The organism is Gemmatimonadaceae bacterium, from assembly GCA_036003045.1.
Taxonomy (GTDB): domain Bacteria; phylum Gemmatimonadota; class Gemmatimonadetes; order Gemmatimonadales; family Gemmatimonadaceae; genus JAQBQB01.
The window spans coordinates 26,977-43,562 of record DASYSS010000086.1; the positions used below are offsets into that span (position 1 = coordinate 26,977).

At 65.4% G+C, this 16,586-nt stretch carries 14 protein-coding genes; 2 read left to right on the top strand and 12 right to left on the bottom strand.

Annotation, left to right across the window (positions count from 1 at the left end; translation table 11 throughout):
- Positions 1-236 precede the first annotated feature (236 nt).
- From VGQ44_19490 to VGQ44_19530, 9 genes are all read right to left on the bottom strand, one after another.
- The gene (locus tag VGQ44_19490; protein ID HEV8449029.1) at positions 237-740 is read right to left on the bottom strand and encodes a L,D-transpeptidase; all 504 of its coding nucleotides are present in this window, start codon (positions 738-740) and stop codon (positions 237-239) included.
- A gap of 125 nt (positions 741-865) precedes the next feature.
- Positions 866-1,177 carry a hypothetical protein gene (locus VGQ44_19495; GenBank protein HEV8449030.1) on the bottom strand — a complete coding sequence of 104 codons (312 nt, stop codon included), beginning with the start codon at positions 1,175-1,177 and terminating at the stop codon, positions 866-868.
- 98 nt (positions 1,178-1,275) lie between these two features.
- Positions 1,276-2,742, bottom strand: coding sequence for a serine hydrolase domain-containing protein (locus tag VGQ44_19500; protein HEV8449031.1), 1,467 nt, complete (start codon positions 2,740-2,742; stop codon positions 1,276-1,278).
- Positions 2,739-2,996 (bottom strand): hypothetical protein, encoded by a 258-nt coding sequence (locus VGQ44_19505; GenBank protein HEV8449032.1) that lies wholly within the window; start codon positions 2,994-2,996, stop codon positions 2,739-2,741. Before VGQ44_19505 ends, VGQ44_19500 begins: the two co-directional genes overlap by 4 nt.
- Before the next feature lie 20 nt (positions 2,997-3,016).
- Positions 3,017-3,535 carry a hypothetical protein gene (locus VGQ44_19510; protein ID HEV8449033.1) on the bottom strand — a complete coding sequence of 173 codons (519 nt, stop codon included), beginning with the start codon at positions 3,533-3,535 and terminating at the stop codon, positions 3,017-3,019.
- A 233-nt stretch (positions 3,536-3,768) separates the two neighbouring features.
- Positions 3,769-4,104, bottom strand: a complete 336-nt coding sequence (locus tag VGQ44_19515; GenBank protein HEV8449034.1) for a four helix bundle protein — start codon at positions 4,102-4,104, stop codon at positions 3,769-3,771.
- A 217-nt stretch (positions 4,105-4,321) separates the two neighbouring features.
- Positions 4,322-5,833, bottom strand: coding sequence for a M20/M25/M40 family metallo-hydrolase (locus VGQ44_19520; protein HEV8449035.1), 1,512 nt, complete (start codon positions 5,831-5,833; stop codon positions 4,322-4,324).
- Positions 5,746-8,937: a protein kinase gene (locus tag VGQ44_19525; protein HEV8449036.1), complete on the bottom strand. Its 3,192-nt coding sequence runs from the start codon at positions 8,935-8,937 to the stop codon at positions 5,746-5,748. The genes VGQ44_19520 and VGQ44_19525 overlap by 88 nt, the downstream gene beginning before the upstream one ends.
- A 94-nt stretch (positions 8,938-9,031) precedes the next feature.
- On the bottom strand, positions 9,032-9,838 hold the full coding sequence (locus VGQ44_19530; GenBank protein ID HEV8449037.1) for an N-acyl homoserine lactonase family protein: 807 nt from the start codon (positions 9,836-9,838) through the stop codon (positions 9,032-9,034).
- Positions 9,839-9,979: 141 nt separating this feature from the next.
- Between VGQ44_19530 and VGQ44_19535 the strand changes: the two genes are divergently transcribed.
- Positions 9,980-11,572 (top strand): amidase, encoded by a 1,593-nt coding sequence (locus VGQ44_19535; GenBank protein ID HEV8449038.1) that lies wholly within the window; start codon positions 9,980-9,982, stop codon positions 11,570-11,572.
- Between the two features lie 320 nt (positions 11,573-11,892).
- On the opposite strand, the gene VGQ44_19540 is transcribed toward VGQ44_19535, so the two are convergent.
- Together VGQ44_19540 and VGQ44_19545 are read right to left on the bottom strand one after the other, a co-directional pair.
- Positions 11,893-12,657: a hypothetical protein gene (locus VGQ44_19540; GenBank protein HEV8449039.1), complete on the bottom strand. Its 765-nt coding sequence runs from the start codon at positions 12,655-12,657 to the stop codon at positions 11,893-11,895.
- Between the two features lie 70 nt (positions 12,658-12,727).
- On the bottom strand, positions 12,728-15,319 hold the full coding sequence (locus tag VGQ44_19545; GenBank protein HEV8449040.1) for a DUF5916 domain-containing protein: 2,592 nt from the start codon (positions 15,317-15,319) through the stop codon (positions 12,728-12,730).
- A 334-nt stretch (positions 15,320-15,653) separates the two neighbouring features.
- On the opposite strand from VGQ44_19545, the gene VGQ44_19550 reads away from it, so the two are divergent.
- Positions 15,654-16,133 (top strand): hypothetical protein, encoded by a 480-nt coding sequence (locus VGQ44_19550; GenBank protein HEV8449041.1) that lies wholly within the window; start codon positions 15,654-15,656, stop codon positions 16,131-16,133.
- A 37-nt stretch (positions 16,134-16,170) separates the two neighbouring features.
- Here the strand turns inward: VGQ44_19550 and VGQ44_19555 are convergent.
- Positions 16,171-16,586, bottom strand: a 416-nt coding sequence (locus VGQ44_19555; GenBank protein ID HEV8449042.1) for a deoxyribonuclease IV, incomplete at its 5' end; no start/stop codon positions are given.

The following is a 16,586-nucleotide window of genomic DNA, read 5'->3' on the forward strand; positions in this document are numbered from 1 at the left end:
GTCCTATGGGTTACCCATACGACGTTAGGGCGGGGCGGAAAGTTTCGCAATAGCGAAAACAGACGCCCGAACGGCGCGGGATCGCGGCCATTCGGGCGTCTGTCTTCGCTAGGGGAGCCAGATCCTGGGCTCGAAATCGGAGGCCTGACGTCGGATATCCGACGTCAGACCAACGCTCGCGGGGCGGACTCAGTGCCTCGCGGCGGCCGCCTCAGTCATGAGGCCGAGCCGCACGATCAATCGTAGATCACCATCGATACACTTCCGCCGGCGTCCTCGATTTGATGAGCGAGGCTGATCGCGTCGTCAGGGGCCATGCGAATACAGCCGTGCGACGCTGCCTCGCCGATCGACTCGGGGTCGTTCGTGCCGTGGATGAAGTAGTACGGCGCCTCGAAGTAGATCTTCACGCCTTGCATCGGGTTGCTCGGCGCGCCGGGCGCTTCGTAGTGCTTATTGCGCGCCCACCCGGTTGGCGGCGGGACCCACTGCGGATTCCAATCGATGTCGCCGGTCCGAAAATGTCCGGTCGGCGTCGGATGACTGGGGCGGCCGACGGCGACCCCGTATTTGTGCACGACCTCTCCGTCCTGAATCACCTTCAGCTCGCGATCGGAGAGACTGACCTCGATCCGCATCGCGGCCTGTTCGGCCCGATGGTGCGACCACAGCAGAGCTGCCGGGACCAGCGGAGCCACGGTCAGTAGCGTCGCGAAGCGTACTCGGCGCGTGAGTTTCATGGCGTCCTCCCATGTTCTTGATTCCTTAATGGGCAAGACGTTGGCCATGCACCGCTCGGTGGCGCGCGCGGAGCAGCTCGGTCGCTAGACCATCTTCATGGAACTCGAGGGAAGGTTCCGCGAGCTCAGTGCGGCGTGATCACGCGCTCGGATTTGGCGGGCGACGGCACGGCGCCGGGAGCAGCGTTTCGCTCGGCGAGCAACTTCGCCATGAAACGGTTCGCTTCCGAGATTCGCTCCACTTCGAGCGCGGTCGTCTCGACCGCGTTCTCGATTCGATCGAGGCGGGCGGTGAGATCGACCAGGGCGCCGGGCGGATTGCGGGTCAGCCGCTCGTGCCTGAGCTCGATCAAACGCAGGACGAATTTGAGCGTCGTCCCGAAGGCAACGACGCCAATGACGGACATGATGGCGATGTACGCCGTCTCATTGTTCATGCCTTGCTCCAGTCGATCAGCTCTTCCCGAATGGTCACTCTCTCTATCCGGACCTACGTTCCCAGCATCGGATCGGTTTCGAGCGCGTGGCCTTCACCTCACGGCATGCGCACCGCGACGCGTCCGACGACGCGGATCCAGCGCACCTCTCCCTTCGCGCCGCGCACGAACTCGATCGACTGGCCGCGCTCCGTTCCGTCGGTGACGACGGCGCGATCCGGACCGAAGAACGCGATCGGCATATCGGCGCCGAGGCGGCCGCTGTTCTGTTTCTCCTGGACGATGAGTTGCTTGTCATCCGCGCGCACGATCACGGTGTTGGTCGGCCGCGCGTACGTCCCGATGTACGGCGCCGGATTGGGCTGCTGCGCGAGCGGTTCCACGTTCGGCAGCGTCTCCACCAACCCGCGGTGGGCGATCGCCTGATTCCGCGCGTACGTCGCGCCGAGGTACGCTTTGAGCGCCTCGCGCTCGACGTCTTGGATGAGCCGCCAGCCGACGTTCGAGTTCGTGAGGATGGAGATGGCGAAGTTGCGCTCGGGGACGATCTCCAGGAGGAGAATATGCCCGGCGAGCGTGCCGCCATGGGACGCCGTGCGGATGTCGCCCATGCGCCGGAGGTGCCAGGCGATCCCGATGTCGTCGTCGGTGCTCTGCTTCCGCAGCTGTGGCGCGCGCATGAGCTCGAGCGACTCGCGCTTCAAGACACGCTCGCCGTTCTGCGCGGTGCCGTCGCCCATGTGAAACCGAGCATACGTCATCATGTCGGTGATGCACAGACCGACGCCGCCGGCCGTGACGCTCGACGACGGTACGAACGGCCGTTGCAGGGTCGGGGTTCCGTTCCGCGTGAAATGTCCGGCCGCGAACCGCTGCACGATGAATTCGCCGGCGGTCGTGCCCGCGTGCTCCAGTCCGAGCGGCTGGAAGACGAGATCGTGAATCGCGCGGTTGATCGGTTGGCCGGTGACGACCTCGATGACTCGCCCAGCGATGCTGAACCCTGCGTTGTTGTAGCTCCATGCCGCGCCAGGCGGCGCGACCTGCATCAGGTCCGTCACCGTCGGCGATTCGACGAAATCCTTGAGTGTCTCCGTGCCGCGATCGGGACCGGCGACTTGTCCTTCCCAACCGCCGAGATGCGTGAGCAGGTGCCAGACCGTGACCTGCCGGCTCGCGGCGGAGTCGCGCACGCGGAAGTCGGGCAGGTAAGTCCGAACCGGCGCGCGAAGGTCGACCTTGCCCTGCTCGACGAGCCGCATGATCGCCGTCGCCGCGAAGGTCTTCGAGATCGAGGCGATGGGAAAAACCGTGTGCGGCGTGACGGGGAGCGGATCTTCGACATTGGTCACGCCGAGTCCGCGCGTCGTCACGACCCCGTTCGAGATGATGCCGAGTGCGACGCCGGGCACGCCGAACTCCTTCATCTTCGCCTCGGCGAGGGTCGCGACCGCGTCGAAGCGTGGGTCGGTCGAGGATTGTGCGTGAAGTCGCGGTGCGGCGGCGACGAAGGCGAGTGTCAGCGTGACGGCGACACGTGTCGAACGCTTCGGTCCAGCGCTCATTTGTCGAAATCCTCCGCGGCATCCTCGTCGACCGGCGAAACCGGAGCGCTGAGCACTTCTTGCGCTTCCTTCAAATGCTCGCGACGGACGAGGAGATGCGTCCGCTGCGTGATCTCGCCGGCCCGGTCGTAGCGAATCATCGAAGGGATGTCCGCCGACTCGAGTATCGATTGGTCGAGAACCGCGAGCGCCTCCACGGGGTACTCGCGGAGCACAACGGGCTCACCGGGGTCGTAGATGATTCGACGCCGCATTACTGCCTCCCACGATACCGCTACTTGAGCTCCTTGACGAACCTCGCGTACTCGGCGCGGTGGACGGCGACCGTCGCTGACGGGCCGAACATCTGGATGAACAGCGTTCCGCGAGGCGTTTCTACGATCGCGGCGATGAGCGTCTGGCCGGTCCGCACCGAGTCCGCCGAACCCGCGCCGACTCCTCGCCGGTAGGTGCCGCGAAACTCGGCCGTCGTCACGGGAAACGTTCCGGACGAATCGCGGGTGACCGTCTCCGGGACGGCGGATCCATCGGGCGTCGAGAATTGGCTGCGCCAGCGGCCGAGGTTTGCCTCGACGTTTCCGCCCTGCGACGTGCCGAAGAAAAACACGACGACCTCGGCGTCGCTCGCCGCATCCGCACCCTGCACGACGAACTGCGCCAGTCTGGAGGACGACGCAGGCGGACGAACCGACCATCCGGCTGGTGCCTTGGTGTGATAGCCGAGCAGCGTGATCGTCGAGTCGCCGGCGGCATGCGCGGCGAATGAGCGCGGACCGGGGAGTGCGACGGCCACCCGAGCACTCGTGAAAGAGAGTGCGGCGACTGCGTAGATGAGGAAGAGACGTCGAGTCAAAGGCGTGCGCGGTTGAGACGATCAAAATTGGGAGGGAATCGCGTGTGCGCGCAATCAACGACGCCAACTTCCCAACGGCGCTGACTTCCAAAGAGCGCGAACTCCCCAACACCGCCACCGTCCCAAGAGCGCCAACGTCCCAACGACGGTAACTGCGTAGCGGCCTCTGGATGTCACGTACGGAGTAGGGAGCTCAGCATCTTGCTGATGGTGACCAAGCGATCGCGCAGCGGCCAAAAAGGATTTCGCCTGATCCTCCCAGCCGCGTAGTTGGCCCGGAGGTGCCGAATCGTCTTCTCGGACTCACTCCGCGCCACGCGTAGCCAATGATCGCGGCCGCCTTCTTTCCCGCGGCCGAACGCCTCGCTGATGTTCGCCGAGATTGCCTGCGACGATCCCCGTAGGCGCTCGGCGTGGAGGACCCGAGGCGTCGAGTCGAGCAAACGATTGATCTCGTCGGCAACGAGCCTGGCCGCCTCCAAGACGTTCAAGTTTCGATGATCGCCCATGCCGTAGCATGGGTCGCCCGACGCCAGGGTGCATCACCGTTGCCATCCGAGCAACACCGTTCCCACGCCACCGGATCTCGAGGCAAGTTTGCGACGTTGGCGTCGTCGGGAAGTCGGCGTGGTTGGGAAGTTGGCGTCGTTGGGGAGTTCGCGTCGTTGGGGAGTTCGCGTCGTTTGGAAGTCGGCGCCGTTGGGCAGTCAGCGCCGTTGGGCAGTTCTAAACGGATGGCCCTCCAGTCATCCGTTTCACCAATTCGTACAGGAACGTCTGTCCTTGATAGAACGACTCCACTTTGAGCCGCTCGTCGCGGCCGTGGAAGCGAATGTCGTCGCGGTCGTAGAAGAATCCCTGAATTCCGTACGTCGGAATGCCGGCCGAGCGCAAATACGCGCCGTCGGTGGCTCCCATGACCATCATCGGAACGGTCTGGACGCCCGGCCAAAGTTGCGTCGTCACGCCGGAGACGGCGGCCAAGAGATCCTGCCGCATCGGCGACGCCGGCCCGTGGATCGGCGTGCCGTCGATCGTGAGCGAAACGGCGGTATCGCCGATGATGCGCTTGAGGGTCGCCGTCACGTAGCCGATCGAATCGTCGGGCTGCACACGGCAGTTGACGTTCGCCGCGGCGAGCTGCGGCAGCGCATTCTTGGCGTGGCCGCCCTCGAGCTGCGTCGCGACGCATGTCGTGCGGAGCGTGGCGTTCCACGCGGTGGATGCGGCGGCGACACGCGGCATCGCGGCTGCGTCTCCTTTGGCCACAGCGGCGAGATCGGTGCGAATCGGTCCCTTCTCGATGGTCGACAGCGCGCGGAAGTATTCGCGCGTCACCTCGTTGGTCTTGAGCGGGAATCCGAATTTCGAGAGACGATCGAGGGCGCCGGCGAGGTGATAGATCGCGTTGTCGGCGACGGGCAGCGAGCTGTGTCCACCCTTGTTGTGCACCTCGAGCCGATAATTGACCACGTACTTCTCGCTCACCTGCAGATCGTTCGCCACGCGCGTGCCCGCGACGGCCTCGCCCCAGCCTCCCTCGTTCAGGCACAACTCGGCATCGATCAAGTCGCGCTTGTTCTTGAGCAGCCATTGGACGCCGTTGTAGGGTCCGCCGCCCTCTTCATCGGCGGTCAGCGCGACGATGATGTCACGGTCGGGCTTGAACCCTTCGCGCTTGTAGCGAATGAGATTCGCGATCCACACCGCGGCCTGCGCCTTGTCGTCGCCGACGCCGCGGCCATAGAAGTAGCCGTCCTTTTCGGTGAGCACGAACGGATCCATCGTCCAGTCTTCGCGCTTCGCTTCGACGACGTCGGTGTGCGCGAGGAGCAGAATCGGCTTTCGACGCCCGGTTCCGCGAAATCGCACGACGAGATTCGCTTTGTTCGGACTCGCGCCGCCGACGAAGATGTCGGCCGCCGGAAAGCCGGCCGCTTTGAGACGCTTGGCCACCGCTTCGGCGACCGGCGTCGTCGCGCCCGTCGTGTAGCCCGACTTGATCTCGATCATCTCTTTGTGGATCGAGCGGGCGAGCTGTCGCTCGGCTTCGGGCGGCATCGTCCGATCCTGGGCGTGAACCGCCGTGGCGCACAGCACGGCGACGAGTGCGACGCGAATCATGAGATCCTCGTGTAGTCGAGAGGTCACTAGCTCTTTCCGCCCGCCTGAAGCTTGGCGAGCCGCCGCTTCGCATCGGCGACCGACGGCTGCAGTTCGGGATCGGCGTTCTTCCACAACTCGACGAACTTGGAAAGATGCGAGATCGCTTTCTCGCGGTCGCCTTTCGCGTCGTACAACTCGCCGAGTCGCTTGTGCGCGCCGGCAAGGCCGACCCAGTCGTCGTCGTAACGGCCGTCGTACGGAACGCGCAGGAAAGTCTCCAGCTCGGCGATCGCCGAATCGGGCTTGTTCGCCAGGTCGTACGCGCGGCCGAGGTTGAAATGAACGGTCACCGGGTTTTCGGTCGCGGGATGACCGTCCGAGGCCGTGTCGGCCCGCTGAAACTCGCGAATCGCGTCGGCGTAGCGCTTTTCTGCCAGCGCGATCTCGCCTAACGCGGCGTGAATGGCGGGCTGCGTGCTTCGGAGAAGCGCCGTGTCCTTGATCTGTGCGAGCTGGGCGAGAATGGCCCGCGCGCGATCGGGCCTGCCCGCAACGGCGTAGTTGATGGCAAGCGACGTGTACGGGCGATCGCTCTCGGCGTAACTGGCGAGCGGACGCGCGGCGAGGGCCGCGTCGAGGCGCGCCGCGGCCCGCTGCGGCTGATTCCTGAGCCAGGAGTCGTACGCCGCCATGGTGATCGAGTCGGAGATCGGCATGGTAGCGCTTCCCGATTGCGCGGAGAGAGCCGCGGATTCGTGATAGCGTCGTTCGGCCTCACTCAGTCGGCCGTTCACCGCCAGCAGCTCTGAGGAGAGGTAGGTCGCGCTGGCCCGCACGTCAACGGAGCGCGACGCGGCGTTGACGCTGTCCAGAATGTGGCCCGCGCGCTCGTATTGACCAGCACTGTAGGCCACGAGGTACAGGCCGTACGCGTACGCCCCGCTGTTCGAAATCCGTTTCGCTTCCTGTGCGACCAAGGAATCCAGCAGTGCGGCTTTGCCTTGGTCAATCGCCATGTTGACCAGGTTCGGCAGCGGAATCGAGTTGTCCGGGCTGATGCGTGTCGACAGCCGGAAGAGGGATTCCGCCTTCGCGAATTCGCGCATCGATACGAGCGCCACGCCGAGATTGTTCGCCGCGTAGGCGGTGTCGCCCCGATCGATCAGCGCCTGGTACGCGGCGATGGCTCGTTGTCGATCGTGGCCGGGACCGCGTTGGAAGTAGTATGCCTCGGTCAGATATCGTTCGTTGTCCGACAACCGCGCGCGCAGCTGGTACGCCTTGGTGATGGCGGAGTCCACAGCCGACGCCGGATAGAAGTTGTTGGACATCGCCGTACCGAGCTTGCGCCACGCGGTTGCAAACCCGGTATCAATCGTGACGGCGCGGCGAAGCAGCGGAATCGCCTTGGTGAAATCGTGCTCGATGTCGAACGCCCGATTGCCCTCGGTATACGCTTTGAGCGCGTCGAACGACGACGTCGTCACTTGCTCCAGAGACGGACTCGCTTGCACGCTCTTGAGCGACTCGCCGATCTTGCCGCGCAGCCTGCGCGTAACGTCGTCGACACCGTTCACCAGCTTGCTCGGGCCGTCGACCGTCGTCTGAAACGAGGCGAGCACGGTGCCGGAATCGGACGCGACGAGCCGCAGCGCAATGACGAATCCGCCGCCCAGACCGGTGACGTCGCCGGTCACGATCGCCTTGACCCCCTCGCGCTGCGCCAGCTGTCGCGCGAGCGCGACGTCGAGCTTCGACGTCGGCGGCAACTGCATCCGCTTCAGCGCGGCGGCGACGTTGGCCGGATTGAACAGCTTGATCGATGGCGATTCGGCCAGATTCGCGCGCACTCCTTCGGCGACGACGCTCCCGACGCTCGAGTCGGCGCGGCTCACGCCGAAATCGGAAACGAGCACCACGTCGCGCTGGTTGAGCTTTCCGGCGGCGAACAGGGAACCGACCGGACCGACGCCGAATGCGCGCATCACCATGAACGCGATAATGAGCGCGACGAATGCGACGACGGCGTAGATGCCTCCTCGCGTCGTGCGCTTCCACGACACGTGCGGGCTCGCCTTGAGCGCGATCGTGGCCATCGTACCGTGCGGCACTGGTCCGCCGCCCGGCGTGAGTGACGGAGTCGCGGTGATGGCGCGCCGTGCCACCGATTGTACGTAGCCCGTGAACAGGATCACCGGCAGGCCGAGCGCCATGATGACCAGCGCGCCGGGGAGCACCCACGTCGGCAGTCCGATCGTGACCGTCGCCGCTTTCGCGATCGCCGCCACCGCGACCACCGCCACCACATACATGAGCAGCGCGCGTCGAAAGGCGGCCGGACCGTTCATGAGCACCGACGGCATCGCCTGCATCCCGCTGCCGCTCGTCACGCCATTGAGCGTGGCGATGATGTCGGAGGCGCTCTGCGGGCGGTCCTTGGCGTCCTTCGCCAGGCACCGCATCACCAGGTCGCTGAGCGCCGCCGGAGCCTCGGGTCGCAATTCGGCGACCGGTCGCGGAGGCTCGCCCATGTGGGCCGCGAGGACTCGGGCAGGTGTGCGGCCGTGAAACGGCGGCTCGCCGGCGAGCAACTCGAACGCCATGCAACCGAACGCGTAAATGTCGGCGCGATGGTCGACGTCCGGATCGCCGGCGGCCTGCTCCGGCGCCATATAGGCGGGCGTTCCGATCGAGGTGCCGAGCTGCGTGAGCGTCGCTTGGCTTTCGCGGCTGCCGGTGCGCGAGTCGCTCAACGCCTTGGCGATGCCGAAATCGGTGACGACCGCCGTGCCGCCCGACAGGAGAACGTTGTCCGGCTTGATGTCGCGGTGGACGATCCCGCGTTCGTGCGCGTACTGGAGCGCGCGGGCAACGTCGCCGAGGATGCGCAGAGTGTCCGTCATCGACAGCGGCGGCTGCTTCGTCATCCGCCGCCGCAGCGATTCGCCTTCGACGAACGGCATCGTGTAATACGGCAGGCCGTTCGTGTCGCCCGTCGCCAGCACCGGAACGATGTTCGCCTGCTGGAGCGACGCCGCCATCCGGATCTCGCGCTCGAATCGTTCGGCGCTGATGCCGGCGGCGAGCTCGGGCGACAGTACCTTGACCACGACCTTGCGTCCGAGCCGGATTTCGTCGGCTACGAAGACGCGTGACATCCCGCCGCCGCCGAGCTCTCGCTCGAGCGTGTAGGCTCCACTCAACGTCGACTGGAGCTGGGACTGGAGGTCAGACACGGCGGAAATCTACGAGACGGGGAGGCCGGACGGCCAGAAGCAAAACGACTCGAGACGCCACGGCCGGCGAACGCCGCCAGCGCGGCGGGTGCGTTTACCGAAGAGTGCCCTTGACCTTCTCCACGTCCCGTTGGTCGTGCTGAATGATCACCGTCGCCCTCAGATTCGCCGCCAACTTCTTGAACCGATCGAGCGATGCGATCGTCTGCGCGCGGTCGGTGTTGAACGTCGGTACGCCGTTCCCCTCGTAATTCTCTCGGAAGTGCGCAAGGTCGCCGGTGATGAGGACGTTGCCGGTTTCCTTGAGTTTCACGAGCAGACTGTGATGCCCCGGCGTGTGGCCTGGCGTACTCAGCATGATTACGCTCCCGTCGCCGAAGACATCCCTGTCGCCAACCACCGGCTCGACTTTCCCACCGCCGGTGGTCCACGGGGCGAAGATCGCGGCGTCCATCGGCGTGGCGGGCTTGGGATCGGTGACGACGTCCCAGTCGCCTTTGCCGATCAACAGCGTCGCGTGCGGAAATTGTCTCGCTTGCCCAGTGTGATCGCCGTGGTAGTGGCTGATCGCAACGTATTTGACCTGCGCCGGCGTCACCTCGAGTTGCGCGAGGAGGTCGGTGAGGGTCGTCTTGGGAGCCGTCGCCGTCGTTCCAACGGGGTTGCCGGTGTCCCAGATCAAATAGTCTTTGCCGTGCCCGATCAGGTAGCAACTGAACGTCAGCTGCACCATGAGACCGTTGTAGGCATAGGTGTCGGAGAACCGCTGGCCGACGTCGGTCGGCGCGGCGTTGGTCCCGCACTGAAGGCGCGTCAGCGTGACGGGCGCGGTCTGCGCGCGAGCCGTCATCGAGGCAAGTGCGGCCGCGCAGGCAACGAACGAGATGGTTTTTCGGCTCATCGGCAGAGAAAAGGGTGGCGATAAGCTGCAGACTTTTTTCGCCCGCTGCCAGCCGGTCGCCCGCACATCGACACCTACGACGCGTTCGACCGTCCACCGTCCACCTGTCCAGCTGTCGACCCGTCCACCATCTTTTGCCCGATGTCACCCACCCGTCGGGAGGCCCTCGTCGAACTGAGCGCGCTGCTCGCCATCCCGCTCGTTCGATGGCCCGAGCGCCTCGCCGATCCTCTCGCCGGCACAATCGTCGAGTACCAGGCGGGCCGCGCGCGGCGCGATTGGAGCGCGGCCGAGGTGACGAAGCAGGCGCTCGACCGGGCAAACGCTCTGAACGGCTGGCTGCGGGCGATCGATGAGCTGTCGCCGACGGCGTTGGACGACGCACGCGCTTCGGACGCGCGTGCCCGGAGCGGCTCCCTTCGCGGCCCGCTCGACGGCGTTCCTGTCTTCGCGAAGGCGATCTACGACATGAACGGCCTGCCCACGACCGGGTCCAGCGCCGCGTGGGCGCGGCTGTTTCCGGGCGCTGTCACGAGCGATGCGATCGAAGTGGCGCGAATGCGAGCCGCGGGCGCGATCGTCCTCGGGAAGACCGCCGCCGATGATTTCGCGTATCACGGCAACGGCACGAGCTCGCTCACGGGACAGGTGCGCAATCCGTACGATCCCGCGGGCGTGAAGACTCCGGGCGGTTCGAGCGCGGGGTCGGCAGTTTCGGTCGCATGCGGCATCGCGTTCGCGGCGCTCGGCACCGACGACGGCGGGTCGAATCGGATTCCGGCGCAATTCTGCGGGATCGTCGGCATGAAGCCAACGTTCGGGCTCGTGCCGCGGACGGGCGTCATACCGACATGGCCGTACCTCGACACGCACGGCCCGCTCGCGCGGCACGTCGCCGACGCCGCGTTGCTGCTCGACGCGATCGCCGGGCCCGACGCGTCCGACGGATTGGCCCTCACCGCGCCGTGGACGCGCGGCGCGCTCGCTGCACTAGACGACGACGCGCTGTCCGGTGCTCGACTCGGCCTCGTCGACGCGCACGTGCCGCGCGCGCAGATGAGCGCCGAATCGTTGGCTGTGTTCGACCGGGCGGTCGCGGATCTGCGAGCGGCGGGCGCGGTAGTCGAGTCGTGCGCGCCGACCGTAACGCGCGCCAACGTCCGCGATCTCTTCGCGCGGCTGGCGAAGGATCGAAGCGACGTGACGCCGAACGCAGACTCACCGGCGGCGACAGCGAACGCGCTGTACAGATATTTCCAGACGCACGGCGGCGACGCGCGAGCGGACGTCGAGCGCGGCCTCGCGCCCTACCGCGCCTTTTACGATGTCCTGCCGAAAGAATGGGCGGACATGGCTCGGCTCATCGATCAGCCGTATGAGCGCGATCCGGCCGGCGTGTCATTCGCGCGATCGCGGGAGGCAGCCGTCGCGCAACTGGCGGCGACGTTCCGCGAGCAGCGGATCGACGCGATGGTCTATCCGACGATGCCATTCCCCGCGCCGCGCGCCGTGGATCCTTGGCCGGACGTTCGCACGACACTCGGCTATGGAAACTGGATGGGACTGCCCGAGGTGTCGGTGCCGACTGGGCTGGGCGCGGATGGTATGCCCGCCGGAAACATTTCTTTCGTCGGACTGCCCGGACGCGACGCGCGGTTGCTCGCGCTCGCCCATGCGTACGAGCGCAAATCGTCGAGGTTTGTCGCTCCGCCCGCGCCGACTCCGCGCGGATAGTTTGCGTCAGACCGGCTGCGCGAGTCCCGCGGCCGATCGTCCGTGCGGGTCCTGCGTCGCTCGAATCTCGTTGACCATCTCGAGCGCCGGCTTCGAGGCCGTCGGCAGCCGCCGAAGCCGGCATCAAGAACGAGCCTGGCGTCACACGACCCGCTTCGAGCGCTTCGACGAGCGCCACGGGGACGGTCGCCGCGCTCATGTTGCCGTATTTCTGAACCGTGAGCATGACCTTCTCCATCGGCACGCCCGCGTATTTCGCCACGGCGATTCGCACATCGCCGCGACATCACACGGAAGGTACCCGCACTACAGCTCGCCGTTCAGTTCCTGACGACGCTGATGACCCGAATCACTCCGTCGCTCATGTTGCTCAGCACCCACGCCTGGCCCTTTGCCGCGCGAAAGGTCCCTCCCACCCATCTCGGGCCGCCACCCACCACGAGCTTCTGTTTTGCGTCCGCGGAATCGAGCGCGATCACCCAAGCCGCCCCCCCCTTCGCGCCGGCGCTCGGCCGCAATGTGCCGCCCGGGTCGATTTCGTGGAGGCTTACCGTGATCTCGTCCGTGACGAACGCGGGATGTTCCCTCCCGCCGGAGAAACGAGCCTTCTGGCCGGTCGACGACTGGTGGCAGTCGAGCGGCTTTTCCGAGACAGCCGCCTCGCAGAGGTTGCGGACGCCGGTCTGCGGTTCGAGCAGCTCGACGGTGATATTGTCGAACGGCGCATTGCCGGGATTGCGGGCGATGTGAGCGAATTTTCCAAAACTGTAGTGGAACGCGAGGTCGGCGGACGCGACCGTGGCGTCGGGGTTGCCCGGCCGCACGTTGACCAGCGTGCTCGGTCCGAGCGAAATCCAGAAATAGTCGGGGTCGTGCTCGTGCAGCAGCGTCGTGTCGTGAGCTGGAACGCGCACGCGCAGCACCCGAATCACCGAGTCCTCGTAGACGAGATGGTGGTGCGGCTCTCGCTGCGCCATCACGGCGCCAGGAATCGATTGCGAGAGCGCGAGACACGGCGCGGCGGCGGAGGCGACGACCAGGACGAACACGGCCGTGCGCGGCTTGCAGAGTTGTCTGAACGACATGAGGAGCCTCGCGGAAAGAAATCGCGCCGGCGTTCGGCCGGCGCGATGATCTCGGAGGCGGCGCGGTCGCTCAGCGATTCAGCCAGTAGGACAGCTTCACCAAGAACGTGTTCGCCGGATGCAACCGCATCAAGTCCTGGACATCGCCGGAGAAGTCCCGCGCGCCTTGCGTCGGGAGCGATCCCTGGCGCCCCTCATTCCAGACGAGAAAGAGCGTCGATCCCGGCCGGTACTCCCAGCGGAACACGAGGTTCGACTGGAACTCCTTGAAGTTGAAGCCGCCCGGATTGTTCGTGACCGACGTGTCGCCGTACGCCGCGTACCGATCGTCGTAGTCGGCGGCTCTCGGCGTGCTCGATAGTTGCCGGATGTTCGAGTAGGTGCCCTTCGAGATGAACGGCTGCGTGTACGCCTGGAGCGAGACGTTCGGCGAGAACGTGTAGTTCAACCGAATCGTCGCCGACGTGGTCGTCTGGTTGAGATGCGCGAAGGTGTAGTGCGTCGCCTTCACCGAATCGGTGAAGTTGCCGTACCACTGATTGTCCGACCTGTTGCGCGCGTAGTTGACCGAGAACGCCGAGCTGAAACGGCCGTGCACCTTGTAGTCGATCTCGGGGCCCGCGTTCCATGAATGACTCCGTCCGCCGGAGCCCACGAACCAGTTCGCGTTGAAATACGGGACGATCGACTTCTTGTCGTCACCGTTGAGGAACATCCACGGCGCGAGGTAGCCGTCCTGTCGCACCGCGGGGCCACCGCGCGAGGAACGGTCGTCGTATGTGGTGCCGAGCTGGCCGAGTGTGCCGCCGAAGTGCACGCCCATGTTGTTGCGGAGCGTGATGTGGGTGTTCGTGTTGTACGCGGCCTCGAGCGGAAGGCCGTCGGTGGTCCAATACTGCCACCAGTTGTTGTTCCACTGGATGCGATTCGTGAACGTGCGCTGCTTCCGGTCGAAGAAGCCGAACCAGTTGTTCCACGACTGTTGGTCGGCGCGGCGCAGATAGCCCAGATCGTTCACCTCGAACCCGGCGGAGCGGCGCAGGTACGACGTCTCGAACATGAGATTCTGTCCGGCGACCTTGCCGAAATGCACTTCTTCGGCGTCGCCGTCGAGCGTCGTGCGGTTCGAGTCGAGCGGCAGGCTCGCGTCGGGCCGCTGGTAGTAGTGCACCGCGTCGGTTTGCAGCGCGAGGATCTGTGCGGCGCTTCCGTCGACTCGGCTCTTGTCGAAGGTCGCGCTCAGCTCGTAGCGGTTCGCGAACATCCGATGATGGAAGTCCAGCGCCGCCGCGTACGCGCTCGACGACAGGAACGGCGAGGTCCAATGGTCGAGCTCTCGGTTCACCGCGGTGAGGATGCCGCCGATGGAGCTGTTGCCGTTCCGGAAATCCTGCTTCGCGCGCGCGACGGCGTAGTTCGTCGCCGGCTCGTACGTCGTATCGCCCTGGCTGGACGCGCGGCCCGTGGTTGCGTCGAGCACGCCGAAGGTGAGCCCGCTGGGGAATCGCCCCAGTAGCTTGGCGGCGCCGAGGATCGTCGTCGGCGCCTGCGGGACGGTGTCGCCGTACGTGCCCGCCAGTTGCGGCGTACGGCCGATGCGGCGGCTGTAGTACAGTCCCTCGCTGCTGCAGTTCACCTGGCTGCAGTTCACGTCGAAACGGAACAACCCTCGCCCGGCGACGAAGAACGGCCGGCGCTCGTCGAAGAACGATTCGTACGCCGAGAGATTGAGCACCGCGGGGTCGGCCTCGACCTGCCCGAAATCCGGATTGATCGTCGCATCGAGCGTCAGGTTCGACGCGACGCGATATTTGAGATCGCCACCGACGGTTGCCTGCGATTTCGTGCCGTAGCGGTTGTCCGTGATGTGCGCGGCGTTTTTCGTCACGACGTACGGCATCGCCTCGAGTCGGCGCGGCGCCTCGAGGTCATCGAGGCCGGCGAGCGATCCGAATTGCGAGACGAAGCCGGTCTTCGATTGGCGAAAGATCGGCCAGCTGTATCGCTCGTTGAAGCGATAGAGGTCGCGATCGACCGTGAAGCCGAACGTGTGGCTCTTGTCGCGGCCATACCGCAGCTGGGACAGCGGAATGCGGAACTCCGCCGTCCATCCGAGCGAGTCGATTCGCGTCGCGACGTCCCAGACGCCGTCCCATGCGCTGTCTTCGTTGCCGTCGTCGTAGATCGCCTGATCGATCTTCACGCCCGCGGCGTTCACCCCGAACTCGAATCCGGTCCGCCGGTCGTGATACGAGTCGATGAACAGCCAAATCATGTCCGACGGCGTGTACGTATCGCGCCGCTCGAGGATCTTGATGATGCTGTCCGGGTGCGGATCGAAGGCGCGCACGAACACGAACAGATTCGCCGCGTCGTAGGCGACCTTTGCTTCGGTTCGGAAACGGGGCTCTTTTCCTTCGGTCGGCTGCCACTGCTGGAACGCCGTGATCGGCGGCGCCGCGCGCCACACGACGTCGTCGTCCTTGCCGTCGATGACGGGCGGCGCTTCCGCGCGAACCGCGAACGCGCTGGAGTCCGTGGGCAGTGGAACCGGACGACGGGCTCCGCTGGGAGGGGGAGGCGTGCGATTGCTGTATTCCTGCGAGTGCGCCTCGGACTGCGCCAGAAGCACGAGCGTGACGCCAACCGCCAATCGAATCATCCGAATGTCGAGTCTGCTGGTGGAGGTTGCCCCGGTGTACCGGCCGTCCGGTCAACGCCATTGGACAGACTACAGGCGGATTTGGTTGGGAAGTTTCACCGATATGTCGTAAAGGAAACATCGTCAGCACCAACGACACGGCCGCCACAAAGAATCGCGGACAGGGCCTTCACATTTGCCGTCACGTCATTACGGCGGTACGAGGGAGGGCGAATCCTCGGCGGAACACACGACCCGTGTCGGGTGACACACCGACACAAATCGGGGAAATGAGGACGCTCGAAACGCTCCGAAAATGACATGAATGGATGACATTTCTACTCTCGGAGGTCGTATGTGGCAGAAACTGGGCATCGCAGCTGCCGCGTGCATTTCGGTCATCGGCTGTGCGAGCGGCGGAGCGAGCGGCGGAGCGAGCAGCGCGCCGGCGCCAGCGCCCGTTGTGGCGACGCAATCCGGCCAATCAAATCTGTTCGGCGCGGCGGCGAGCGAGTACACGCTCCTGAGCGTGGACGGACATCGATTGCCGTATGCGCCGCAGGCGGCGAGCGACGCCGCGCTTCCACCGACGGAAATCGTGAACGGCGCGCTGACCTTGCAATCGAGCGGCGCGTTCGTGATCTCGACTTCCTATCGCGAGCTGAAGACGGTCGATCGGCGCCTGTTCGACACCAGGTTCAGCGGTGCCTGCGCGCCGGACGGCAACGCGTTTCGCATGTTCTGGGACGGGGGCGGGGACACCCAACTCTCGATCAGCGGCGACACGGTGATCGTGAACAACAGTGGTAGCCTGTTCCGATACCTCAAGCACTAGCAACGGGGTCGCTCGGCCAGCGTCGAAGGGCGTGCCGCTACTGCGTCGACCGATAGCTTCGCAGCCGTGACAGCATGTGGGCATCGGTCGCCGTAGGGTCGGCACCCTTCGGCGTCTCGATCACCTTTGGAATGAGCGAAAGGCGCTCGTCGTTCATGATGGCGCGAAACGCACGGTCGCCGAGCGATCCTTCGCCGATCAGCTCGTGGCGGTCGCGCCGCGACGCGAACGGCGTCTTCGAGTCGTTGAGGTGCATCACCCGCAGCCGCTGCATGCCAAGCGTGTCCTGCAGCTTCGCCATCACGCCGTCGTAGTCGTTCACGAGATCGTAGCCCGCGGAATACGCGTGACAAGTGTCGAGACACACGGCGACGCGTTTGCGCAGCGGCTTCGACACGCCGTCGACGAGCGCCGCGAGATCCTCGAACGTCGCGCCGATCGCCGTGCCGCTTC